The sequence below is a fragment of the Candidatus Paceibacterota bacterium genome (assembly GCA_035452965.1).
In the GTDB taxonomy this organism is placed as follows: Bacteria; Verrucomicrobiota; Verrucomicrobiia; order Limisphaerales; family UBA8199; genus UBA8199.
Map to the genome: position 1 here is coordinate 14,215 of DAOTCE010000046.1, position 22,267 is coordinate 36,481.

A 22,267-nucleotide genomic window follows, 5' to 3' on the forward strand; every position below is an offset into this window, starting at 1 on the left:
CCGGAGTAATCCAGCGCAAAGTAAAGTCGGCCAGTCAGGCTGGAGGCCGGCGCCAGACACTCGTCTCTTGTCACTCGGCACTTGGAACTGGTAATCTGCGGGCATGGCTCGCAAGGCATCAGGAAGCTCCGAATCCTCCCGCGGATTCAACGATATCATCGGCGTCGTGCTGATGTGCCTGGCGGTGCTGTTGCTGGCGGCGCTCCTTTCCTATCACCCGCGCGATGTTTCGGCCAATGCCGTGCCCCATAACCAGCCGGCGCGAAACTGGATTGGCCCGGCCGGGGCGTGGGTTGCTTACGGGTGCTTCCTGACGGCCGGGGCGGCGGCTTTCGTGCTGCCGGTGGTGGTGTTCTTCGTCGGGCTGGGCTGTTTCTTTGAATCCTTTGCCTACCTGCGCCGGCGCTGGTTCTGGGCGCTGGTCCTGATGATTTGCTGCATGGGACTGCTGGACGTTTACCGGCACTATCTGGGCAACCTGGAAAGGAATCTGGGCGTCACGGCCGGCGGTGTCCTGGGGCGCAACTTGAACCAGCATTTCTTCAGCGAGTGCTTTGGGGCCGCGGGCGCCACGATCATTTACCTGATGCTCTACTTCGTCAGCCTGCTGTTCCTCACCAATTTCCAGCTGGGCGATTGGGTGCGCGCGGTTTGGGGCTGGCGGACCGCCACCGCCGGCCGGCGGGCCGCGGATGAAGCGGCGCTCGAACTGCGGAAGCGCGACCTGGAGAAGCAGGCCCGATTGCTGCAGGATGAAGTGGAACGCTCCGGGCTGGGGCCCGATCTCAAACCCGTGCCGCGCCCGACCGTGCGCGACCTCAGCGTGCCGGAACCGGGCCGGGCGGCGCGCGCCCGCAAGGCGGCCGCCCTGGAGCCCGTCAGGGAGCCCGCGCCGGCGGATGAGGGCGAAGTCATTCCCGCCCGCGAGCTGGCCGCCGCCACTACCGAGGACATTCTGGGCAGGAAGCCGCAGCCCGCCGGAGCAGCCGCCGAGACCAAGCCCGCCGAAGCCAAGGCGGAGCCTCCAGCCGCTGAGAAGGCCGCCGCCGAGGGCAAGCAGGCCGAGCCGAAGAGCGAGCGGGAGGTGGTCATTCACGGCCTGCCCGCCGCCGCGCCGGCCAAGCCCAGGCGAAAACCCAAGCCCATCGCCGTCGCCGCTACGCCCATGATCGGCAACTACCAGTTGCCGCCCCTGGACTTCCTGCAGGTCCCGGACCCGAACCTGAAGCCCACCGAGTCCAAGGAGGAATTGCTGGCCAATGCCCGGCTCATGCAGCAGACCCTGGCGCAGTTCGAGATCCCGGTCGAGCTGGGCGACATCACCAAGGGCCCCACCATCACGCGTTACGAGCTGCATCCGGCGCCAGGCGTGAAGCTGGAGAAGATCACCGCGCTCAACAACAACCTCGCCGCCGCCCTCAAGGCCGAGCGCATCCATATTCTTGCCCCGGTGCCCGGCAAAAGCTCCGTCGGCGTGGAGGTCCCCAACCCGGTCAAGACGACCGTCATTATCCGCGATTTGCTGGAGTCGGATGAATGGCGCAGCTCCAAGGCCCGCATCCCGCTGGCGCTGGGGAAGGACGTTTACGGCCACCCGATTATCGCGGACCTGTCCGAGATGCCGCACCTGCTCATCGCCGGGAGCACGGGCGCGGGCAAGTCCGTTTGCATCAACGCCATCATCACCTCGCTGCTGTATCGCTTCTCGCCCGACCAACTGCGCTTTGTGATGATTGACCCCAAGGTTGTCGAGCTGCAGCAATACAACATTCTGCCGCACCTGGTCGTGCCGGTCGTCACGGACCCCAAGAAGGTCATCCTGGCCCTGCGCTGGGTGGTCAACGAGATGGAGAAGCGCTACCAGATCTTCGCCCGGGTCGGCGCGCGCAACATCCTCTCCTTCAATTCGCGCCCGAAGAACAAGCCCCTGCCGCCCCGCGAACCCGAACTGCCGCTCACGGCCAAGAAGGAGAAGGTGGAGCCGGGCGCCGACGGATTTGCCGTGGAAGTGGACGACGAGATCGTGGTGCCGCGCGAGGAGGACATCGTCATCCCCGACAAGCTGAGCTACATCGTGGTCATCATTGACGAGCTGGCCGACCTGATGCTGGTGGCGCCGGCGGACGTGGAAATGGCCATCGCCCGGATCACCCAGATGGCGCGCGCGGCCGGCATCCACTGCATCGTGGCCACCCAGCGCCCGAGCGTGGATGTCGTCACCGGCGTCATCAAGGCCAACATCCCCGCGCGCATCGCCTTCCAGGTCGCGGCCAAGGTGGATTCGCGCACCATCCTCGACGCGATGGGCGCCGACAAGCTGCTCGGCAAAGGCGACCTGCTCTACCTGCCGCCCGGCTCGGCCAAGCTCATCCGCGCCCAGGGCTCGCTCATCACCGACCAGGAAATCCAGAGCATCGTGGATTTCATCGCCAAGCAGGCCAAGCCCAGCTACGAGCTCGAAATCCACCAGCAGCTCTCCCGCCCCGACAGCGGCTCCGAGGACGACGGCGGCATAGACGAGGACGAGGAGATCATCCAGGACTGCATCCAAGTCATCCGCACCGAACAAAAGGCCAGCGTCTCGCTGCTCCAGCGCCGCCTGCGTCTCGGCTATGGCCGCGCCGCCCGCATCATGGACGAGCTGGAGAACCGCGGCATCGTCGGCCCCAGCAAAGGCGCCGAGCCGCGCGACATCCTGATTGATCTGGACGGCGGCGGTGCCGACGGGCGCCCGCCCTCAGCGGCGGCCTGACGCTCCCAAAGTGACCTGATCCTGAAAGGATTGAATCATTCAGCCCGGGGTTGGACCGCCAGGGCTGAGGGGGCGGTCCTACCCCGGGTAACCTTTCAGTAAGCGTCCTCAACCCTGAAAGGGTTGCATCCTCCGTTCATCGAGTTCATTCTCACCTCATGCCGCAATCGCTGGCCAAGATCATCCTCCACACCGTCTTCAGCACGAAAGATCGCCGACCCTTCCTGCGCGACCAGGCCTTGCGCGAGGAACTCCACCGCTACCTGGGCGGCATCCTCAGCCAGCTCGGTTGTCAGCCCATCATTGCGGGCGGAGTCGAGGACCACGTGCATCTGCTATCAACCCTCTCGCGGACCTGCCAGCCGGCCGAGGTGGTGAAGGAGGTGAAGCGGGGTTCCTCGCTCTGGATCAAGGAACGAGACAAGACGCTGCAGGATTTCTGCTGGCAGAGCGGTTATGGCATCTTCTCCATCGGCTTCTCGCAGATCCAAGATGTGCGGGACTACATTGCCGGGCAGGACTCCCATCACCGCAAAGCTTCGTTTCAGGACGAGTTCCGGGCGCTGCTGCGGCGATACGAAATTGCTTTCGACGAGCGATACGTGTGGGACTGAGGCCAACCTGGGGTTTGATTCAACCCTTTCAGGGTTGGCGGGTGTTTGCGGGATCCTTCCCGGGGTAGGACCGCCCCCTCAGCCCTGGCGGTCCAACCCCGGGCTGAATGATTCAATCCTTTCAGGATTGAGCGGTGCCACTGGGGGCGCGCTGCGCTTTTCGTCCCTTCCGTGCCGGCTTGGCCCCGGCGACCAGCGGGGCGGTGAGCTTTTCGTAGAGGGCAAAGAGGTATTCCACCCGGTGCCGGTCGCTGGGGAAGGGCTCGGGCCGGTAACAACGGTCCACCGCCCGGTCCAGCTCCTGGTGCGCCCGCAGCAGCGGCCCGGGCATCGTCAGCGGATCATACAGATCGGCCAGCGTCGAGGTCAGATACTGCGCCCGCGCCTCCAGCACCGCCGCTGCTACCAGTCTGGCGGCAGGACACCCTCAGCACTGCCCTCGATTCGGTAAAACGCCGCACTCGCAGGGACTAGGTTGGTGACGATGATCGCCTGGTATGTTTGGCCGGTGACACTCATCACGGGTGTCCAGGTTGGCGCCCGCAAATCGGGAGAGGTGGTAAGGGTGCTGATCTCATGCGGGCGGCTGTTCCAGGACAAGACCGCCTGGCCATCCTGCGTGCCTTTGACGTCCAGCCTCCAGGGCGGGACATCCCGCAGGCGGGCGAGACGCGTTAGTTCGGGCAGGAGCGCGTAGTAATATGCCTCGTCGATGGGCCACTGCCAGCGGTCGCGGCACAGGGGAAGGGAGTTGGTCTCGAAAGCCGCCGCCCAGCAGGCCGCAACGAATGTCGTATTGTTAGTCCGGGTGTCGAAGGTGAAAAAGTCCGTATCCGAAAGCATGATGGAAAAGAACCGGGGCAAGCGCCACCACCCACGCGCGTCGCAGAACGATATCAACATGCCGCCAACGTTATTGGCATCCAGGTTGGTCTCCGCGGGATGGCTCTCGTATGTCGCCAGGGCGGCCAGGTCATCGTCATGCTTTTCATCGAAAGCCCCTTGCAGACTGGCGACGGTCGTTGGTGCCAGGCTTAAGGGGGAGGCCCGGGCAATCAGCTCCCGGATGAGATAGATGGAGCACACATTGGCGAGGGCTTCCCCCATGGTATCCCCCACCGCCGACCCATCCAGCGCGGCCTTGACACGCGATCCGAGGCAATTGTGAGTGGATTCATGAAAATAGACCCTCCACCATGGTTCACCCGTGAAGTAGTTACGTATGATTGACTGGGAGCTGACACCTTGTTTGAACTCCAGGGTTACTGGGTTCCCGGAAAGGGCGTAATTTCCTCCGTCTGCATCATTCACAACTCCGGCATAGAGCTGCCGGTCTCCCCCGCACCCGCCTTGGCCGATCATTGCGCGTTGGAAGGGAATGGCCGCCTCGGCCACTTGTGCCACTTGCCTGCTGGCCATCATCTCATCTATGGTCTCGCCCGTCAGTGAAAGACTCAGGTCGCCCGGCAGTCCGAAGCTGGCCCAAGGAGTGTCATAGACGTGCGGCGTCCCCAAGGCGTAGTTCGTGGACACGACCCGCACGATAGCGCTCCCTCGCTCTGTCTCCCCGTCCAGGCTGGGCATGAGGTACCACTTCCCGGTTGCTGTCGAGGACGCGGGGGCCACAACGATGATGCCCGGCGTCGCTGTCGTCGTAATAGTGGGCTGGTTTGGAGGCCACTTCGTTATCCAGGTGAGCTGGTGTCCCGTCGGGTCCACCGGATTATCAAACGCATCCCGCGCCCGCAGCGTGAGCGTCGCGTTCGTCGCTCCGTGGCCCGAAGCGTCCAGATGCACAATGAAAGGTTCCACCTCCAGATGCCCCGGCACCACGTTGACGCGGCTTTCGCACAGCCGCCCGTCCACGCTCACCGCCACGGGGCAGGAGCGAAACTCGCCCGGGATGGCCCGGAGGGCGCCGTTGCTGATGCCGACCCGCGGCAAATAGGGATGATACTCGATCACGGCAGAGGGGCCCACCCGGAGGGGGTCCCCGGCGGCGTTTTGACAGTAGATGACCGGAACCGCCGAGGTAATGCCGCCAATGAACGAAATGGTATCCTCCACCACCAGCCGCGTCGGGGTCGATGGCCCAAAGCAGTTGGTCGGCCCAGGCACAAGCACCGCGTTTGTCACCTGGTCCCGCAATCCTCCAGGTTGCGTTAGGATCTCGCACCTCCAATTAAAGCGCGTCAAGTTGGCAATGCGCTCAAACGGCACGAGAACCACCGCTTTGCGGCCGGATATGAACTTCGTGACCGCCCCGCCTTTTGCAATGCCAAAAGCCGCGCCCAGGGGATCAATCCCTCCGTGGGGCTGGGTCGGGTCATCGGTGTGACGACACCGCACGTTGAGTTCCGAGCCCACCGACCCGTGGGACTGACCCGTGTCCTTGTTCTCATCGGTGTCGAGGTACCAAAGGAACCTGATGTGGTCGCCTCCGGTCGGGTATTCCTGGAACTCTCCCGCCACCTCGATCTCGACCTGGTAATGGCTGACATCGGTCTGCCAGACCCGCGCGGCGACAATGTCGCAATACGCGGGACTTCCGTCCCCGACGGGGTCGAGCACTTCGGAAAGGAGGACCGCGCCTTGGGCCGGCCCCCAGAGAAGGATCGGACAGAGTATCACGACCCATTGACTCCACGCGGCAAATCTGAATCGGTCTGACATCAGCTTGTATCCCCGGGCGATGGACACACCATTGCGTAGCATTCCCGCTTGCGTGACTCTGCCTCGAAGACACAGTTCATTGCAAGAGCATTCGAACAAGTCGAAGCGCCATGGGCCGGACGAGCGGGTTTAGGGGAGGGGCCGTTTGCAGCTTCCGCCTCTTCCGCCCCGGTTTGGCGGCGGCGGCCAGCGGCGCCGTCAGCTCATACAGCGCAAACAGATATCCCACCCGGTGCCGGTCGCTGGGGAAGGGCTCGGGCCGGTAACAACGGTCCACCGCCCGGTCCAGCTCCTGGTGCGCCCGCAGCAGCGGCCCGGGCATCGTCAGCGGATCATACAGATCGGCCAGCGCGTCGAGGTCGGATACTGCGCCCGCGCGTCCACAAGAATAGTGGAATCGCCGTAAGTCGTTGTGCCGCACTTGCTTTTGATGTTTTGGGCGGGGTTGGGGGCTGATTTGGCGTAAGTGAACCGGCTACAACGGGTTACGCAGGTGAACCTACGGTGTGGATACGGTGTGGATACGGTGCGGATACGGAGGGACTCCCTGTGGGGCCGGGAGGGGTACGGCTCGGATGCGGGTGCGCTGCAAATGGGGTTCGGGGCTCTCCCGGAGTTTATCGTGGACGTGTTGAGGGGGCTATCATAGCATTTGGTTGCAGGGCGCTCTGAGGTCGCCGGGTTGAATGGGCCTGGCGGACGGGAGCGGGACTAAATGAACTCGGAACTTGATAGTTTCTTTGCTGCGGCAAAGAACAAACCTGCCGCCCGGTCAGAGGATACCGAAGTGCGGCGGAGGGAGCAGGCGGACTTTCCGGCGCGGTTTCTCGCCGCGGCGGAATCGACGCTCAAACCTGTTCTGGATGCCACGGCGGCGACGCTGCAGCGGCACGGTTACGGGGCCACAGTGGAATTGGTCGCGCAGCAGGCCGGCTCTGACCCGAACAGTTTTCCCTACGTGATTCTCCATTTCTCGCCCCAGCGTTGCGCGCCGACCGACCTGGGTTACATCTACACGCTGGCCGGGGCTTCGGTGAGTTTCATCTGCCGCCGGAACGATTTGTGTGTGGAAGTGGTCGTGGCGCATCCCGCGGGCGGTGGTGTCGAGCGCCGGGTGAACTTCTCCTCGGTGCCGCTTGCGAATTTGACGCCCGAGCGGGTGTCGCGGCTCGCCACGGACGCCATCAAGCAGATCGTGAGGTTGTAGCAGACTTGCGGCGGGGCGCCTGGTGGCGCGGTCAGGGAGAGGCTGGCGGGTTGGTTTGGGTTTAGGTGTTGCATCGGTGACATGGGGTCGCGGTTCTGTTAGGCTGGGCCCATGAACTCAACGGCGCGGATGCGAGGCGAGAAGCGGGTGATTTACGGCCAGCCCTCCTGGCGGCTGGCTGCAACGGAAGTGGAGGCTTTTGTCACCGAGACGGGCGGGCATCTGGGGCCGGTGACGTTCGAGCGCAAGGGCAGGAAGGTGCGGCCTTACTCGGTGGCGCCGTGGACTGAGGAAGCGGTGAAGGTTTCGATGCCGCCGATTATCCGGGTCCTGCGCGGCGACTTCTTCTGTCTGCCGTTCGGCGGCAATGCGGGCGCTTTTCGAGGCGAGAAGCACCCGGTGCACGGGGAGACCGCCAATGCCCGGTGGCGCTTCCGGTCGTTGGAAACCAGGGCGGGCCGCAGCTGCCTGCACCTGAGCCTTAGGACGAAGACGCGGCCGGGGCAGGTGGACAAGCGGATTTGGGTCGTGGACGGCCAGAACGTGGTCTATTCGCAGCATGTGGTGTCGGGCATGAGCGGGCCGATGAACCTGGGGCATCATGCGATACTGAGGTTTCCGGACACGCCGGGCAGCGGGCGGCTGTCCACCAGCGGGTTTGCATTCGGACAGGTCTTTCCCGGGGAGCTGGAGCGGCCGGAGCAGGGGGGCTATTCCTGGCTCAAGCCGGGGGCGGCGTTTGATTCGCTGGAGAAAGTCCCGACGCTCGACGGCGGGATGGCTGACCTGACCCGGTATCCGGCCCGGCGCGGCTTTGAGGAGCTCGTTATGCTGGTGAGCGAGGCGACGGCGCCTTTCGCCTGGACGGCTGTGGCGTTTCCCCGGGAGCGGTATGTGTGGTTCGCGTTGAAGGATCCGCGAGTGCTGCGTGAGACGATTTTCTGGCTGTCCAATGGCGGGCGGCATTACCCGCCGTGGAGCGGCCGCCACGTGAACGTGATGGGGTTGGAGGAGGTGACTTCCTATTTCCACTACGGATTGGCGGAGTCAGCCCGCCGGAATCCAATCTCGGAGCGGGGGTTTCCAACGTGTCTCGCGCTGGACGCCAGGAGGCCGCTGGTGGTGCCTTACATCATGGGGGTGGCCAGGATCCCGGCGGGCTTTGACCGGGTGGCCGCGATCCGGGCGGTGCAAGGGAACCGGGCCATTCGCCTGGAATCCAGGAGCGGCCGGCAGGTCGAGGCGGCGGTGGAGTTGGATTTTCTGCAAGGCGGCGCGGGTTGGTAGGCTGTTGCGGGGGGTGACTTGAAAGCCGCAGCGGGGCGGCCTAAGTTGCTGTGCCCTTCCAGGCAACGGTATGAACGACGTTGGACACATTCTGGTTGCGGAAGACGACCCGACGGATTCGTATTTCCTGGAACGCGCCTTCAAGCGCGCGGGTATCCCGATCGCGCTGCATTTTGTCCGGGACGGGCAGGAAGTGCTCGATTACCTGCAGGGCAAAGGGCAGTTCGCCGACCGCGCGCGGCATCCCCTGCCGCAATTGGTGCTGCTGGACTTGAAGATGCCGCGGTTGGATGGGTTTGACGTGCTGGAATGGGTGCGGCAGCAGCCGGAGTTGAGCGCGCTGATGATGGTCGTCTTCAGTGCCTCGAACGAATCCCGGGATATCAACCGGGCCTACGGCCTGGGAGCCAATTCGTATATTGTCAAGCCACACTCTCTGGAGGAGTTGATGAGTTTGGTGGGGCACTTCAAGCGGCACTGGCTGGAAGCGAACGCCGACCACCGGCAGCGGGCCGCGTGACCCCGGGCGGCATCCTGACGCCCGCAGCAGCTCTGCCCGGCTGCGGGAGGCCCATCCCGCCGGGCAGGATGCCTGCCGCTGCTCCCCGGAATGGCGGCAGTGCCGAGATCTGCTGGATTGGGGTTGGTGCCCGATTGACTGGTGGACTTTTGCGGCGCGGGCAGCTAGAGGGAGGACTATGCATGAATGCTCCAGGCGCACGCGCCGTTCTTTCCTGAAAACCAGTGTGGTGGCGACCACCGCCCTGGCATTGGGCCATGTCTCCGCCCAGCACTCCGCCCAACCTGTCCGCCTGGGCATGATCGGAATGGGCGGGCGAGGCGGCGGCCTTTTGGGAACACTATTGCTGTTTCCCGGGGTGGAGATCCGCGCCGTGTGCGACTTGCTGCGGGACCGTGGTCAGAACGCCGCCCAGGTGGTTGAGCAGCGAACGGGGCGGCGCCCGGAGGTTTATGCCGGCAGCGAAGTCGTTTGGGAGGAGCTGGTGGCCCGAGCGGATCTCGATGCGGTGATCATCGCCACGCCCTGGGACTGGCATGCGCGGATGGCCTGCGCTGCCATGCGCGCCGGCAAATATCCCGGCGTGGAGGTGCCGGCGGCGATCAGCACTCGCGAATGCTGGGACCTGGTGCGCACGTCGGAGCGGACCGGGATTCCGTGCATGATGCTGGAGAATGTCTGCTACTTCCAGCGCGTGCTGACGCTGTTGCGGATGGTGCGCGAAGGGGTGTTTGGCGAGGTGCTGCATTGCGAGGGCGGCTATCAGCACGACTGCCGCTTCCTGATGCTCGATGCCGAGGGCAAGCTCACCTGGCGCGGCCGCCACTCCGTCAATCTAAACGGCAACCTCTACCCCACCCATCCCCTGGGCCCGGTGGCGCAGTGGATGAACATCAACCGCGGTGACCGTTTTGTGTCACTTACAAGTGTAAGCACGCCCTCGCGAGGATTGAAGCGGTATGCGGCGGAAAAACTCGGGCCGAATCATGAGTTGGCCCGGCGTGACTATGCCCAGGGGGACATCAATACGACACTGCTTCGAACGGCCAACGGCTGCACCGTAACGCTGTATTACAGCACTCTCGCGCCCCGCCCCTACGACTTGATCCTGCGCCTGCAGGGCGTCAACGGCATCTACCTCGACACCAACAACAGCATCAGCCTTGAGGGCGTCGGGAAAGGCGCCGAGCAGTGGGAACCTTTCGGGCCCTACTTGCAGAAATACGCGCATCCGTTGTGGCAGGCCCTGGGCGCGGAAGCCACCAAGAGCGGCGGCCATGAGGGTGCCGAATACCTGATGTTCCACGACTTCCTGAAAGCCGTCCGCCGCAAAGTGCCTGCGCCGCAGAATGTGTATGACGCCGCGACGTGGTCGGCAGTCGTGGGGCTTTCGATGGAGTCAGTGGCCCATGGCGGTAAGGCGGTCGAGTTCCCTGACTTCACTCGTGGCAAGTGGAAGACCACCCGGCCGTTGCCCATTTACGGGGTTTAACGGTTCCGGCGGGGAGGTTTTCCATTCGACAACGGGCATTGGACGTAAGAGGTTCTTCGCATGGTCGCCGTCAATTCCACCATGTTGCCACTGGGCACCAGGGCGCCGGACTTCCGGCTGCCGGACCCGAGCGGGAAGGTAGTTGCATTGGCCGACTTCCAGGGCGCCCCGGCGCTGCTGGTCGTCTTCATGTGCAATCACTGTCCCTATGTAAAGCACATCCGCGACGGGCTGGCCAAACTGGCGCGCGACTACCGGCCTCGCGGCGTGGCCACGGTGGGCATCAACTCCAACGACGTGGCCAACTACCCCGCCGACAGTCCGGTGAAGATGGCCCAGGAGGCCGCGTCGGCGGGTTACATTTTTCCGTATCTCTATGACGAGACGCAGGCTGTGGCCAAGGCGTATCGGGCGGCTTGCACGCCGGATCTTTACCTGTTCGACAAGGACCAGCGGCTGGTCTATCGGGGCCAGTTTGATGACAGCCGGCCGGGCAACGGCATTCCGGTCACGGGCAAAGACCTGCGTGCCGCGCTCGATGCGGTGCTCTCCGGGAGGCCCGTGGCGCCTAATCAGAAACCAAGCATCGGCTGCAATATCAAATGGAAGCCGGGCAATGAGCCGGAGTATTTCTGAAGCTCGGCGTTGAAATCGGCGGGACGAAGCTGCAGCTCGTGCTGGGGGACGAGGGGGGGAAGATCAGCGAGCGACGCAGGCTGACGGTCGAGCCGGCGAAGGGCGCCGCTGGAATTCGGGCACAGATCGAGGGGGCGCTTCCTGAGTTGCTGCGTGGCCGCCAGATTCGCGGAATCGGGGTCGGGTTCGGCGGGCCGGTGGATTGGAGGACAGGCAAGATCTGCCGGTCGCACCAGATTGAAGGTTGGTCGGAGTTTGACCTGGGCGGCTGGCTGCGCCAACTGACCGGCGCGCCGGTGGTGGTGGATAACGACGCCAATGTGGCTGCGCTGGGAGAAGCGTTGGGCGGGGCGGGTGTGGGTTTCAACCCTGTCTTCTACGTCACGCTCGGCAGTGGCGTGGGTGGCGGCCTGGTGGTGGACGGCAGGATCTACCATGGCGCGCAGCCCGGTGAATCGGAGATCGGCCATCTGCGGCTCGACCGGAGTGGGAGGATTGTTGAGGCGTGCTGCTCAGGCTGGGCGGTGGACGCGCGGATACGGGAGTTGAAATTGAAGGAGCCGGAAAGCCTGCTCGCGCGGCTGGCCGGCCAATCGGTGGGCGGGGAAGCGGAACATCTGGCTGCGGCATTGGAGCGGGGGGATGCCGCGGCGGGACGGCTATTGCGGGATACAGCGGAGGATCTGGCGTTTGGCCTCTCCCATGTCGTCCATTTGTTTCACCCGGCCATCGTCATCCTGGGCGGAGGACTGGCGAGGGTTGGTGAGCCGCTGCGGGCAGCAGTCGAGGGCGCCCTGCGGCAGTTCGTGATGGAAGCATTCGCTCCCGGGCCGGGCATCACGTTATCGAGGCTGGGGGAGGACGCCGTGCCCGCAGGAGCGCTAAAATTGTCCTGACAAGGATTGCCGGGCATCGGAATATGTGCGGCATGAACCAGTGGATTGCCGATTACATCAGGGCGCAGAAGGCAGCGCACGATTCCATTCCCGTCGAGGCCGTGGCGCAGCTTATTGAGACGCTGCGCGTGGCGCTCAAGGAGGACCGGCAGATCTTCGTCTTCGGCAACGGCGGCAGCGCCGCCAACGCCTCCCACTTCGCGACCGACCTCGGCAAGCTGGCGTCGGACAAGGTCGGGAAGCGGTTTCGGGTGCTCTCGCTCAACGACAACGTCGGCTGGTTGACGGCGCTGGCCAATGATTACGCTTACGAGGACGTCTTCGTCGGCCAGTTGCAGAACTATGGCAAGCCGGGGGACCTTGCGCTCGGACTGAGCGTCAGCGGCAACTCACCCAACTGCGTGAAGGCGCTGGAATGGGCAAAGAAGAACGGCCTCCGCACCGTCGCACTGGTCGGGGCGCGGCGCGGACGGATGGCAGAGATTGCGGAGCAGGTCATCGTCCTCAACGATACGCATTACGGGCGGGTGGAGGACGCGCAGATGGGGGTATGCCACATGGCGTGCTACGCCTTTGTGGAGAAGCCGGAGTTGGGACAGTAGCACGACCGGAGCCCTTACCTACAGCACCCCCGCTGGACGGCGAATGGTGCCGTTACAGTGGTCGCACGCCGGTTTTGGCTTGCGGATGGCGTGCCAATGCGGCTCGGCCCCGGTGTGTATCCCATGGGGAGCGCTCCCCATGGGATACACACCGTGGCAGCAACGTGCCGTCACCGTATTGCCAAGCCAGGGGTGCCGGTGTCGGCGGGGTCTGGAGAAGGCAGGCAGGCAGCATCACTGTCCAAATTCTGGACAGTGTGAGGCTTGGAGGTTGGGATAGCCGGGCGTCTACTTCTTCGGGAGTTGGCGGTCGGCGGCTTCGCAAAGGACGTGGAAGAGCAGCGTGTGGGCTTCCTGAATACGCGCGGTACTGGTGCCGGGCGCCAGCAGGTCGAGCGTGGCGACGCCTTTGGTGAATCCGCCATCGCGGCCCAGGAAGCAGACGCTTTGCATCTTCTTGCGGTTGGCCTCTTCCAGCGCGCGCAGGATGTTGCGGGACTTGCCGCTACTGGTAAAGGCGATGAGGAGGTCGCCTTTTTGCCCGAGGCCCCAGACCTGGCGGGCGAAGATTTCATCGGCGTGGTAGTCGTTGCAGACGGCGGTCATGAATTCGCCGTTGACGGTGAGCGAGATGGCGGGATAAGGCCGGCGGTCCTCGCGGAAGCGGCAGAGGAATTCGGTGGCCACGTGGGAGGCGTCGGTGGCGCTGCCGCCATTACCGCAAAGCAGCAGTTTGTGCCCGGTGGTGAGGCAACGCACCAACAGGTTCACCGCCCGGCTCAGCGGCTTCTCCAAAGCACTCAGGGCACGGGTAACAACGACGGCATCTTCGATAGCGCTCTGCAGTAGTGTCATGCGACGAGGATAGGTGCCCAGTCCGGGCATTGGAAGTAGATAATGAGGCTGGGAGGATTGGACTGGGACGAGTTCTGGAAGCCGCAGGAGCGCTGCGGCCAACTTGAAGTGGGCCATTCGCCAGGCGAACGCAGTGGAGGGAATCCCGCTCGCCGGCTGCTACGCTGGATTTCAGGCTGGCAAGCCATCCACGGTCGGGGCACGCTGGCAATACTATGAAGACCAAGCCAACCCCAGGTATGAACCGCCGGGACTTCCTCCAATCCACTGCCGCAGCCGCCACTTCTCTGGGCCTGTTGAGCGCGGCTCCGTTTGTGGCGCGGGGGCGCGTGCTTGGTGCCAATGATCGAATCGGCGTTGGGTTCATCGGCGTCGGGGGACGCGGCTCCAGTCATATTGGGACTGTGCAGCGGCTGATCAAGGAGGGCGAGAATGCGCAGGTCGTGGCGGTGAACGATGCCTACCGCTACCGGTTGGACGAAGCGGCCAAACCGACGGGCGCCAAGGCCTACAGGAAGCACAAGGACTTGCTGGCGGACCCGAACGTTGACGCTGTCTGCATCGCCACTCCGGACCGGCTTCATGTTCCGCAAGCGCTGGATGCCATCCGGGCCGGCAAGGACGTCTATTGCGAGAAGCCGATGGGTCATTGGTCGCAGTTCGACTTGTCCAAGCGTTTCTACGAGGAGACGCTCAAGTTCAAACGCGTGGTGCAGATCGGCAACCAGGGCAACTCCAGCCCCGCATGGCAGAAGGTGCGCGAGCTGATCCAGCAGGGCGCGATCGGCCGCGTGCAGCTTGTCACGGTGGGATTCTACCGCAATGGCGACTGGGGCGAGCGGATGCCGATCGCCGACCCGGAGGCGAAGCCCGGCCCGGAGCTGGACTGGGAGGCGTTCCTGGGGGATGCGCCGAAGGTGCCGTTCACGGTGGACCGGTTTTTCAGCTGGCGCAAGTACCTCGACTACGCCGGCGGCCCCTGCACCGACTTGTTTCCCCATGTGTTTACGCCTTTCGTCAGCGCCATCGGCCTCAAGTTCCCGGCGCGCGCGGTCGCCTCGGGCGGCATTTTCAAATACACGACCTACGACCGCGAAGTGCCCGACACTTTCAACATGTGCCTCGACTACCCCGAGAAGCTCTCGATCGTCCTGCCCTGCACGCTGGCCAACAATTATCCGCCCGAAGCGTCCATTCGCGGGGATGAAGGGACGCTCACGCTGCAGAATCCCGGCGAATGGAACGCCGGCTTTGACAGCGTGACGGTGGTGCCGATGAAGGGCGAGCCGCGGGTGTTCCCCGCCGGCAAGCTAGACTCGACGCCGCCGCACTGGAAGAACTTCTTCCAGTGCGTGCGAACCCGGGAGAAGCCGGTGAGCGATGTGGAGTTTGGTCTGCACGTGCAAACGGCGCTGAATATGGCGATGCTCAGTTTCATGAAGGAGAAGGTGGCCAAGTTCGACTTCGAGAAACAGCAGATCGTGCTGTAAATTGGAGTCGGCATGTTAGTAGCCGACCATATCCGCAAGAAGCTGGGCGAGCTGCCACATAGACCGGGCATCTACCTGATGCGGGACCGCTTCGGGACGGTGATTTACGTGGGCAAAGCCCGGGACTTGCGCAAGCGGGTGAGCCAGTATTTCCAGCCGTCGCGGCGCCTGGGTTGGGACCTGAAGTTCAAGGCGCTGATCGAGGCCATTCACGACTTCGACATCCACGTTGTGCGGAGCGAGCCGGAGGCGCTGCTGCTGGAGGGCAAACTCATCAAGGAGTTTCACCCGCGCTACAACATCAGCTTCCGCGACGACAAGCGGTTCCTGATGCTCAAGGTCAACCTGAACGACCCGATTCCGCGATTCATCTTCACGCGCCTCAAGCAGGATGATGGCGCGCGATATTTCGGGCCTTTCCCGAACTCCGGAGCGCTCCGCAGCACGCTGGCACTCGTGCGCCGCCAATATCACTTGCGCGGGTGCCGCCCCCTGACGCCGACCGAGCGCGATTACCGGCACTGTCTCTATGCGCACTTGAAGTACTGTACCGCGCCGTGCATCCGCAACGTGTCACACGCGGAATACCTGGGGCAGGTGCAGGCGGCATGCGACTTCCTCGAAGGCCAATGCGCGGAGATGCAGGATCAGCTTGGGGAAGAAATGAAGAAGGCCGCGGCGGCGCAAGAATACGAGCGGGCGGCCCAGTTGCGAGATTTGCTGACGGATTTGAAGAGCACGACCAGGAAGGTGAGCCGGTTCGAGCGCGTGCCCTACAGCCTGCCGCTGGCGATTGATCCGGAGAATGACCTGGCGGAACTGGCAAAGGCCCTTGGCCTGCCCGCGCCGCCGCAGCGGATCGAGGGGTTTGATATCTCCAATATCAGCGGCACATTCAAGGTGGCGTCCCTGGTGAGCTTCCGGCATGGCCGACCCGACCGGTCCAATTACCGGCGGTTCAAGATCAAGACCGTCGAGGGGCAGAACGATTTCGCGTGTATGGCGGAGGTGGTTCGGCGGCGCTACACGCGGCTGCTCAAGGAGTCCAAGTCCCAAAGTCCCGGCTCTGAAGTCTCTGCGGGCATGACGAAGGGCGTGGGATCGCTGCCGGACCTCATTCTGGTGGACGGCGGCAAGGGTCAGCTTGGCGTGGCGTGCGCGGAATTGGAGAAGCTGGGGCTGGGGCATATCCCGGCGATTGGGCTGGCCAAGGAATTCGAGGAGGTTCACCAGCCGGGCGAGAACGCGCCGCTCCGATTGCCGCACGACAGCGGTGCGCTCAAGCTCTTGCAGCGGGTGCGCGACGAGTCGCACCGGTTCGCCAACACCTACAACGCCCAACTGCGGTTGCGGAGGATTTCCGAGAGCATCCTCGACGAGTTCCCCAGCATCGGCGAGCGGCGCAAGGCGGCGCTGCTGAAGAAATTCGGCTCGGTGCAGCGCATTCGTCTGGCCACGGTCGAGAAGATCGCCGAAGTGCCGGGCTTCGGCGGCAAGTCGGCAGCGGAGCTCAAGGCGTTCCTCGAGGCGCGCCGGTAAGTCCGCGCCGCCCAACTTGCCAAATTTGTTCGTGCCAATCCGTGGAATCCGTGGCTTTATTGTGCCCGGATGAATATTCAAGTGGCGGTTCTGTGCGACGCGGCGACGGACGACAACGGCAAGCTCAACCTTCTGGGGGCGTTTGACACGATTTACACACAGCAACTCCCGGCGATCCATCCGCAATGTTCGATCGCCTTGCGGGTGACCTTCTCGAGCGGGGATGAAGGCAAGCACCATCTGCAAGTCAATTTTGTGGATGCTGACGGCCGCTCAATCGCGAAGTTCCCGCCCATCCCGGTGGAGGTGGCTCTGCCCGATGACATGCATTTCGGCACGCGCAACTTCATTGTGAACATCCAGCAGTTGAAGTTCGACAACCCGGGGTTGTACTCGATTGATGTCTCATTGGACGGCCGGCCGCAGGTGAGCATTCCCTTGCTGGTGCGGCACAATCCGCCGGCCGCCGCTTAAGGGAAGAGTAGTCGCCTGCCGCCGGAGTCGTTGCGCGCCCCTCGCCACCCTGGCATTGAGCACATGTCGCTGCGAAGGCGGGCGGCTGCAGTTGCGAGAGGTCATAGTTCCACCCGCCGCGCGAACGTGAGTCGAACCGGGCCGAGCAGGCCGGAGGCCAACAGCGGATCGTCCTTCGTATAGACTTTTCGGGTGCAGAAGGTTATGCGCCCGTCAGGCCGGGGCTCGCCTTGGAGGAGCCACTCCGGCCACTGCGCCGGCAGAGCTCGCCCTTTTGTCCACGTTAGGCTGTCGGGCAAGCGTTCGTCTCCGATCATGCGGTTCGGCCACAAATTAGTCACCCGCACTTCGAGCCGGTTCGTGCCGGGTTTGACGGCTGCGGTGGCGTCAAGGCGGAAAGGCGGCTTCCACAAGATGCCCAGGTCCTGTCCGTTAAGACGGACTTCGGCCGTTACCCGCACATCGCCCAGGTCGAGCCATGCCTCGCGCCCCGGTCCAAGGCTCTGAGGGCTTACTTCAAACTCGCGGGTGTAGGTTGCGGTGCCGGAGAAGTATCGGATGCCGTCTTCCGCGCGGTGGGTCCAGGATACCAGTTTGGCGAACGTGGCTGACGGCGGGGCGCCGAGGTTGGGCGGGAATGTGATGTTCCATGGCCCGGCAAGTTCGATGGACGAGGGCACGTCCTGGATGTCCAATTCCCGCCTGGATCCATCGTTATACTCCACCGTCTGGACGCCCGGTTGCCAGACGCGCGCAACCAGGCTTTCCCCGGCGTGGAAGGCCAGGTCCGACTCCCCGGCGGCTGCCACGACGTGCCGCGCCGGCATGGGTTCACGGAATACCACAAACAGTGAACCCGCCGGATCGAGCGACAGGTTCAATTGCACGCCTGACGGTGTGGCAATGAAAACCGCTGGCCGGGTGATGGCCCCCGTGACCGGGTCCCACAACTCCGGCTGGCGTCCCGCGACACGGAACCTGGCGGTGATCGGCTCGGTTCGCAGCTTCTGGTTTGAAACGAAGTAGACATCCGCACTCTCGATCCGTCGGTGAATGTAGAGGATTTCGGCGTCGCTGCTCTTTGCGTTGCACTCGAAATCCGGCGCCAGGCTCAGGCGGTTGAATATTTCCGGGAACGACAGACCCCAGTAGAGGTGGCCTGTGCCGGCGGCATGCTCCTTGACTTTTAAACCATCGCAGGGGCCCCAGAGTTGCTGGCTGAGGTCCTTCACCTCACGGTCGCCTTTGCCGAGGTCAGCCAGGCTGGGCGACTGTTGCGGGCGGGGACCGACCACCACGGCGCCCGAGCTGATGAGTTCCGAGATCTTCCGCAGCACCGCCGGGCGCATGGTGGTGCGGTTGGCCAGCAGCAACACGCGGTAGCTCATCCCGCTCGGCAGGACAATGCGCCCCCCCTCGATCTTTGCCTGCAGCAGCGCGGCGGCGTCGCAGGCGTCGAAGTCGTACCCGGGCGGCAGGGGCGGATCGAGCTCATCCCGCCAGCCAATGCGATTGGGCACGTCCTCGCCGATGAACCAAAGCACGTCCGCAACGAAGCGCCCTTCCTGCAACAGATGGTTGCAGCGGGCCAGGTACTGCATCCAGGCCCGCCCCGGTTCCCACCAGGTGTTGGCCCGGTTGCAGTTCAAACCCCAGACTGCCATGGTAAAACCAGGCCCGGTGACGTCATACGGCTGATGGGCGAAGGTATGGAAGACGAAGCGGTTCACCCCGGCGCAGAAGGCGCGGTCACCGAGCGGCTTAAGCGTGTAAGGATGGTTTTGCCATTTGGCAAACGGCGCGCTGGCCGTGTAGGACTCGGAGGCGACCACACGGCCGCCGGTGATATGCGCGGTGCTCGCGGCAACCTTGTTGTCCACGCGCACCCCCTGCCCGGCGCCGGCGTTCAGCCAGAACTCGCCCATTGGGACGTCTCCGGGCCGCTGGTAACCGATGGGATCATAGAGATACATCTGGCGCCCCGACCCCTCGATGACATGCGTCAGGCCCTTCTCGCGAAGGTAACGCCCGACCTCGCCGAAGAAGTGCTGCGCGAATTGATCGGCCAGAAAACGGCGCCAGTCCCACAGCATGCGCTCGGAGGCGTCCGGGCTGTCCACCATCCAGCCTTCGATCAACAGCGGCAGCCATGGCACGATCGCGATGCCGGTGCGCTGCCTCAAGCGGTTTTCGAGGCCCGCCGTCCAGTTCTGAACGTCGCACTCCCAACTGTCGGTTTCCACGGCCGCAAATGTCTTGCCGACCGCGGGGCCGAACCGCTTGACGAGTTGCCCGACATATTGGTCCAGATGGGCCCGCACGATGCTGGCGTCCAGCTTGTCGCATTCGAGTCCACGGCCGGCTGGGGTGGCGGGTTTATTGGAGCGGCCATTGCTCGTGTAGCCCACCCGCAGAATGCGCCAGCGGCCGGGCGGGACATCCCATTGCAGCCGCCCGTCGGGGCTGACCTTGGCGGTCAGGTCCAGGACATTTGTGCTGGCAACCAAATACCCGGCGGGCGGTTGCAGGCGCCGATCCGGTCCGGGATATCGGGCATAGTTGCGCGCCTCCCCGCCATGCCCGCGGCAGCGCAGCCAGCCGGCCTTGGCCTCGGCGAAGTGGAGCTTGGCGGCGGAGGTCAGCTCCACTTCCCCGATTTGAACCGGCCAGAGGTTGGTGAACGACAGCCGCAGGTAACGGGTGTTCAGCTCGCCCAGCGCAACGGTGATCGGTTTGGCGCCGTCGGCGGTGTCCCAGGAGAAACAAAACGTGCCGGCCGGCTGCCAGGCCTGGCCATCGGCGGAGGCTTCCACGCAAGCGGGGAAGTCCTCGTCCTGGACGTAGCCGCTCACGTTGTGAAGAACCATTGTCCGCAACAAGCGCGGGGCTCCCAGGTCGAGCTCGATCCGGTGCCCCTTGCCGGATTGGGGAAATGCCGCGCGTGGCTGCCGTTGGCCGTCACCGAGCGCCTTGAGTTCGGCAGCTCTGATTGACCCCGTCATGCGCGTGCCGGAGGCCGGTCCATTCACCCGTTCCCCCGCAGGCAAGCGGAAAGCGACCACCGCGATGTCCCGGTAGAAATTCTCCTTGCTGGGCGGTGCGGGCAGGCTGGCCGCGAACCGCGAAGGGCCGGTTGCATCCACGCTCGCGTGCGTCAGTTCCTTCATCGAGGTCTCCGGAGTGATCCACGGGCCTCCCGCCTCCGACCAGCCGTCACAGTTGTGCACGCCAAACACGAGACCCAGGCGTGCGGCTTCCCTTATGGTATGGTCAAGCAGGTCATACCACTGTTCCTGCCGGAATTTTACTGGACCCTCCGGGAAGAAGCCGCCAATGCTGAACAAATAGCAGCCGCCGATCCCGGCCCGCTTCATGGCCTCGAGGTCGCGCGTGATGCCCGGCTTGGTGACATTGCCGTCAATCCAATGCCACCACGTCAGCGGTTTGGCGGATTCGGGCGGACTCCTGAACGCTTGCTGCAGTTCGGCGCTGCCCGATGGAAGTGCCGAGGCCACGATGACCGTAAGAGTGAGAATGGCAACCAGACCACGTTGAGTCATGCGCCCAATCTGCCGGGTCGGGCAGACCCTGTCCAGACCCGGCCTGTTGTGAGGGTTGCGGATAGGAGCTGCGCTAATTCCATGTAACCATGGTTGGATCAAATGCCTCTGATACAGAGTTGAATTATGAGAACATACTTGAAATCCAGGACTCTTGGGCTCGCTTTCACCTTCCTTTGCATCATGGTTGCGGCTGCTCCAGCCGGCGCCACTGAGAAGCCAAGTATCCTCCTGATCATTGCGGATGACCTGAACGATTGGGTCGGTCCGATGGCCGGGCACCCGCAGGCGAAGACCCCCAACCTCGACAAGCTGGCGGCGCGGGGCGTGACTTTCCGTAACGCCCAGTGCCCGGCCCCGTTGTGCAACCCCTCCCGCGCTGCCTTCATGAGCGGCATGCGCCCCTCAACCACCGGCATCTACCACAATCAGCAGGTCTGGATGCCGCACATTGGACGCGGTCTGTGCATCAATGATTATCTGAGGAAGTTCGGTTACACTTCGCTCGGGGCAGGCAAGATTTACCACTACCGTAACTACCGTGCGGAGGACTGGGATGAGGTGATTTTCCCGACCGACGACACCCTGCCTAACCACCCGGCCAACCGGCGCCCCGGGCCGTTCGGCTACCGCATGTTCACCGAGGGCGAGCCGCAGCAGCCCTTCGACGAGAAGCGGCCCGAGAGCAAGCTGGTGGATGCGCAAACGGTGTCCTGGTGCATTGAGCGTCTCGCGGAGCCGAAGCAGCCGTTCTTCATGGCTTGCGGGCTGCATCGCCCGCACACGCCCTGGGACGTGCCGAAGAAGTACTTCGACCTCTACCCGCTGGACACAATCCAGCTCCCTGAGGTGCTCACCAACGACCTGGCCGATGTGCCCGCGCCCGGCCTCGAATTCGCCAGGCCCAACGGCGTGCATTCCACCGTCGTGAGCATGGGACTGTGGAAGGATCGCGTGCGGGCGTACCTTGCGACCGTTTCATTCGCGGATGCCCAAATCGGACGGCTGCTGGACGCTTTGGATAAATCACCCTGTCGTGACAACACCATTGTTGTGTTCCTGGGTGATAATGGCTGGCACCTTGGCCCCAAGGAACACTGGGCGAAGGTGACACTGTGGAACGAGTCGGCCCGCGTCCCGCTGATTTGGATGGCGCCCGGTGTGACCAAACCCGGGGCAAAGTGCGAGCATGGCGTGGACCTGATGAGCCTCTATCCGACCTTGTGCGAGCTGGCAGGCGTGCCTGTTCCCAAGCACGCCGAGGGCATCAGCCTCAAGCCGCTCCTGGCCAGGCCGGACGCAGCGTGGACGCGCCCGGGCCTCTCCACCATGGATAAGGACAACCACACGCTCCGCACAGCCGAATGGCGTTACATTCGCTATGCGGACGGCACAGAAGAGCTCTACAACGAGCGGACCGATCCACGCGAGTGGACCAATTTGGCCGCCAAACCGGATTACGCGAAGGTGAAGCAGGAGCTCGCGAAATATCTGCCCGCCATCAATGCAACCCCCGTAGAGGCCAAAGCCGCCCCGCCCAACAAGAAGAAGAAGAAGCAGCAGAAACAACAGCCGGCCGCCGCCAGCAAGTGAATTACTGGCGAGTGGCCTTCCAGCTAGGGCGCACCTTTTCAAGCAAGCATCGCCTTCCGCCACTGGGTTTTGCGCAG

16 protein-coding genes and 2 pseudogenes are annotated in these 22,267 nt (G+C 63.8%); 13 read left to right on the top strand and 5 right to left on the bottom strand.

The genetic code is table 11. From position 1 onward, the window contains the following. Nucleotides 1–103 precede the first annotated feature (103 nt). Together P5205_20740 and tnpA are read left to right on the top strand one after the other, a co-directional pair. Nucleotides 104–2,752, top strand: coding sequence for a DNA translocase FtsK (locus tag P5205_20740; protein HSA12793.1), 2,649 nt, complete (start codon nucleotides 104–106; stop codon nucleotides 2,750–2,752). Nucleotides 2,753–2,910: 158 nt separating this feature from the next. After that, nucleotides 2,911–3,366, top strand: coding sequence for an IS200/IS605 family transposase (tnpA, locus tag P5205_20745; protein HSA12794.1), 456 nt, complete (start codon nucleotides 2,911–2,913; stop codon nucleotides 3,364–3,366). Between the two features lie 121 nt (nucleotides 3,367–3,487). Here tnpA and P5205_20750 read toward each other — a convergent pair. The 3 genes and pseudogenes from P5205_20750 to P5205_20760 form a co-directional block, all read right to left on the bottom strand. Next, nucleotides 3,488–3,760: pseudogene (locus P5205_20750) on the bottom strand (hypothetical protein). Between the two features lie 8 nt (nucleotides 3,761–3,768). Further along, nucleotides 3,769–6,081 carry a hypothetical protein gene (locus P5205_20755; protein ID HSA12795.1) on the bottom strand — a complete coding sequence of 771 codons (2,313 nt, stop codon included), beginning with the start codon at nucleotides 6,079–6,081 and terminating at the stop codon, nucleotides 3,769–3,771. Between the two features lie 145 nt (nucleotides 6,082–6,226). Then, nucleotides 6,227–6,426: pseudogene (locus P5205_20760) on the bottom strand (hypothetical protein). A 328-nt stretch (nucleotides 6,427–6,754) separates the two neighbouring features. Between P5205_20760 and P5205_20765 the strand changes: the two are divergent. From P5205_20765 to P5205_20795, 7 genes are all read left to right on the top strand, one after another. Continuing rightward, nucleotides 6,755–7,246, top strand: coding sequence for a hypothetical protein (locus P5205_20765; protein ID HSA12796.1), 492 nt, complete (start codon nucleotides 6,755–6,757; stop codon nucleotides 7,244–7,246). Between the two features lie 111 nt (nucleotides 7,247–7,357). Continuing rightward, a complete protein-coding gene (locus tag P5205_20770; protein ID HSA12797.1) occupies nucleotides 7,358–8,533 on the top strand; it encodes a hypothetical protein in 1,176 nt (391 codons plus the stop codon). Nucleotides 8,534–8,603: 70 nt separating this feature from the next. Beyond that, complete coding sequence (locus P5205_20775) at nucleotides 8,604–9,053, top strand: response regulator (GenBank protein ID HSA12798.1); 450 nt, start codon at nucleotides 8,604–8,606, stop codon at nucleotides 9,051–9,053. Nucleotides 9,054–9,231: 178 nt separating this feature from the next. Next, nucleotides 9,232–10,545, top strand: coding sequence for a Gfo/Idh/MocA family oxidoreductase (locus tag P5205_20780; protein HSA12799.1), 1,314 nt, complete (start codon nucleotides 9,232–9,234; stop codon nucleotides 10,543–10,545). Nucleotides 10,546–10,605: 60 nt separating this feature from the next. Continuing rightward, the gene (locus tag P5205_20785) at nucleotides 10,606–11,181 is read left to right on the top strand and encodes a thioredoxin family protein (GenBank protein HSA12800.1); all 576 of its coding nucleotides are present in this window, start codon (nucleotides 10,606–10,608) and stop codon (nucleotides 11,179–11,181) included. After that, complete coding sequence (locus P5205_20790) at nucleotides 11,178–12,077, top strand: ROK family protein (protein HSA12801.1); 900 nt, start codon at nucleotides 11,178–11,180, stop codon at nucleotides 12,075–12,077. The genes P5205_20785 and P5205_20790 overlap by 4 nt, the downstream gene beginning before the upstream one ends. A gap of 32 nt (nucleotides 12,078–12,109) precedes the next feature. After that, nucleotides 12,110–12,679 carry an SIS domain-containing protein gene (locus P5205_20795; protein HSA12802.1) on the top strand — a complete coding sequence of 190 codons (570 nt, stop codon included), beginning with the start codon at nucleotides 12,110–12,112 and terminating at the stop codon, nucleotides 12,677–12,679. Between the two features lie 288 nt (nucleotides 12,680–12,967). Here P5205_20795 and P5205_20800 read toward each other — a convergent pair whose 3' ends face one another. Then, a complete protein-coding gene (locus P5205_20800) occupies nucleotides 12,968–13,534 on the bottom strand; it encodes an SIS domain-containing protein (GenBank protein HSA12803.1) in 567 nt (188 codons plus the stop codon). Nucleotides 13,535–13,749: 215 nt separating this feature from the next. On the opposite strand from P5205_20800, the gene P5205_20805 reads away from it, so the two are divergent. The 3 genes from P5205_20805 to P5205_20815 all read left to right on the top strand — a co-directional run bounded on the left by P5205_20805 (nucleotide 13,750) and on the right by P5205_20815 (nucleotide 17,037). After that, nucleotides 13,750–15,024: a Gfo/Idh/MocA family oxidoreductase gene (locus P5205_20805; protein HSA12804.1), complete on the top strand. Its 1,275-nt coding sequence runs from the start codon at nucleotides 13,750–13,752 to the stop codon at nucleotides 15,022–15,024. 12 nt (nucleotides 15,025–15,036) lie between these two features. Next, a complete protein-coding gene (locus P5205_20810; GenBank protein ID HSA12805.1) occupies nucleotides 15,037–16,563 on the top strand; it encodes an excinuclease ABC subunit UvrC in 1,527 nt (508 codons plus the stop codon). Between the two features lie 69 nt (nucleotides 16,564–16,632). Then, a complete protein-coding gene (locus P5205_20815) occupies nucleotides 16,633–17,037 on the top strand; it encodes a hypothetical protein (protein ID HSA12806.1) in 405 nt (134 codons plus the stop codon). Nucleotides 17,038–17,138: 101 nt separating this feature from the next. On the opposite strand, the gene P5205_20820 is transcribed toward P5205_20815, so the two are convergent. Then, entirely contained in the window at nucleotides 17,139–20,597 is a 3,459-nt protein-coding gene (locus P5205_20820) for a glycosyl hydrolase (GenBank protein HSA12807.1), read from the bottom strand. A 126-nt stretch (nucleotides 20,598–20,723) separates the two neighbouring features. Here P5205_20820 and P5205_20825 point away from each other — a divergent pair, with 126 nt between their 5' ends. Next, the gene (locus P5205_20825; GenBank protein ID HSA12808.1) at nucleotides 20,724–22,190 is read left to right on the top strand and encodes a sulfatase; all 1,467 of its coding nucleotides are present in this window, start codon (nucleotides 20,724–20,726) and stop codon (nucleotides 22,188–22,190) included. Nucleotides 22,191–22,267 lie beyond the last annotated feature (77 nt).

What these genes read in the sequence shown, in the direction of transcription:
- P5205_20795 (HSA12802.1), top strand. Translation starts at nt 12,110, where the DNA reads ATGAACCAGTGGATTGCCGATTACATCAGGGCGCAGAAGGCAGCGCAC.
- P5205_20780 (HSA12799.1), top strand. Translation starts at nt 9,232, where the DNA reads ATGCATGAATGCTCCAGGCGCACGCGCCGTTCTTTCCTGAAAACCAGT.
- P5205_20770 (HSA12797.1), top strand. Translation starts at nt 7,358, where the DNA reads ATGAACTCAACGGCGCGGATGCGAGGCGAGAAGCGGGTGATTTACGGC.
- P5205_20765 (HSA12796.1), top strand. Translation starts at nt 6,755, where the DNA reads ATGAACTCGGAACTTGATAGTTTCTTTGCTGCGGCAAAGAACAAACCT.
- P5205_20805 (HSA12804.1), top strand. Translation starts at nt 13,750, where the DNA reads ATGAAGACCAAGCCAACCCCAGGTATGAACCGCCGGGACTTCCTCCAA.
- P5205_20755 (HSA12795.1), bottom strand. Translation starts at nt 6,081, where the DNA reads ATGCTACGCAATGGTGTGTCCATCGCCCGGGGATACAAGCTGATGTCA.
- P5205_20815 (HSA12806.1), top strand. Translation starts at nt 16,633, where the DNA reads ATGAATATTCAAGTGGCGGTTCTGTGCGACGCGGCGACGGACGACAAC.
- P5205_20785 (HSA12800.1), top strand. Translation starts at nt 10,606, where the DNA reads ATGGTCGCCGTCAATTCCACCATGTTGCCACTGGGCACCAGGGCGCCG.
- P5205_20740 (HSA12793.1), top strand. Translation starts at nt 104, where the DNA reads ATGGCTCGCAAGGCATCAGGAAGCTCCGAATCCTCCCGCGGATTCAAC.
- tnpA (HSA12794.1), top strand. Translation starts at nt 2,911, where the DNA reads ATGCCGCAATCGCTGGCCAAGATCATCCTCCACACCGTCTTCAGCACG.
- P5205_20820 (HSA12807.1), bottom strand. Translation starts at nt 20,597, where the DNA reads ATGACTCAACGTGGTCTGGTTGCCATTCTCACTCTTACGGTCATCGTG.
- P5205_20825 (HSA12808.1), top strand. Translation starts at nt 20,724, where the DNA reads ATGAGAACATACTTGAAATCCAGGACTCTTGGGCTCGCTTTCACCTTC.
- P5205_20800 (HSA12803.1), bottom strand. Translation starts at nt 13,534, where the DNA reads ATGACACTACTGCAGAGCGCTATCGAAGATGCCGTCGTTGTTACCCGT.
- P5205_20775 (HSA12798.1), top strand. Translation starts at nt 8,604, where the DNA reads ATGAACGACGTTGGACACATTCTGGTTGCGGAAGACGACCCGACGGAT.
- P5205_20810 (HSA12805.1), top strand. Translation starts at nt 15,037, where the DNA reads ATGTTAGTAGCCGACCATATCCGCAAGAAGCTGGGCGAGCTGCCACAT.